Consider the following 1191-nt stretch of genomic DNA (forward strand, 5'->3'; position numbering starts at 1 on the left):
ATTGTGGTCGGTTCTATTCCGAAAAAACGTTATGGCGTGTACATGGGTATTGTGAACATGATGATTGTGATTCCAATGCTGATTGAAACCGTATCTTTCGGCTGGGTGTACAAAACCTTCTTGGGTTCAAATCCTGCCAACGCGATGACGTTTGCCGGTGTTTTCCTCGCTATTGCCGCCGCGTTGACCTTAACCATTAAAACTGCGGCCAAACCGGCTACTGCAGAATAACGAAGTTTTGATTTAAAACCAAAATGAAAAGGCCGTCTGAAACATGAAATGGTTTCAGACGGCCTTTTTTGTCGAAACGGATTCCATTTGCTGACCTGATTCGGTAAGCCTTATTGTCGCTGCACTACCGTTCATCACTCAAATTGGCTATGACTACCGATTTTGCTTTACAATATCCTTCTTTAATTTATTTCGTTTTACCATCCTGATGACAGAACACATTTCCGCTCCAAGCCCATCTCCTATCGGCGAAGACTACCTGCTGTTAGGTCAATACGCCGAACGCGCCTATCTCGAATACGCCATGAGCGTGGTTAAAGGTCGCGCGCTGCCTGAAGTTTCAGACGGCCAAAAGCCTGTACAACGACGTATTTTGTTTGCCATGCGCGATATGGGTTTGACGGCGGGGGCGAAGCCGGTGAAATCCGCGCGCGTGGTCGGCGAGATTTTGGGTAAATATCACCCGCACGGCGACAGTTCTGCCTATGAAGCGATGGTTCGCATGGCGCAGGATTTTACCTTGCGCTATCCCTTAATCGACGGCATCGGCAACTTCGGCTCACGCGACGGCGACGGAGCGGCGGCGATGCGTTATACCGAAGCACGGCTGACGCCGATTGCGGAATTGCTGTTGTCCGAAATCAATCAGGGTACGGTGGATTTTGTACCGAACTACGACGGCGCGTTTGACGAACCTGTACATCTGCCAGCCCGTCTGCCTATGGTCTTGCTCAACGGCGCATCGGGCATCGCGGTGGGCATGGCGACCGAAATCCCATCACACAATTTGAACGAAGTCACGCAGGCGGCGATTGCGCTGTTGAAGAAACCGACGCTGGAAACCGCCGACCTGATGCAGTACATCCCAGCGCCCGACTTTGCCGGCGGCGGTCAAATCATCACGCCGGCGGACGAATTGCGCCGGATTTACGAAACCGGTAAGGGCAGCGTGCGCGTGCG

Annotated in this window: 1 protein-coding gene and 1 pseudogene; both read left to right on the top strand. The window is 52.2% G+C overall.

Annotation, left to right across the window (positions count from 1 at the left end; translation table 11 throughout):
• A pseudogene (locus ACTHUM_RS14760) lies at nucleotides 1-231 on the top strand (MFS transporter); the annotation flags it as partial.
• A 208-nt stretch (nucleotides 232-439) separates the two neighbouring features.
• On the top strand, nucleotides 440-1191 hold a 752-nt coding region (locus ACTHUM_RS14765), incomplete at its 3' end, for a DNA gyrase subunit A (protein ID WP_440403257.1).

Source organism: Neisseria sp. P0021.S006 (assembly GCF_051956895.1).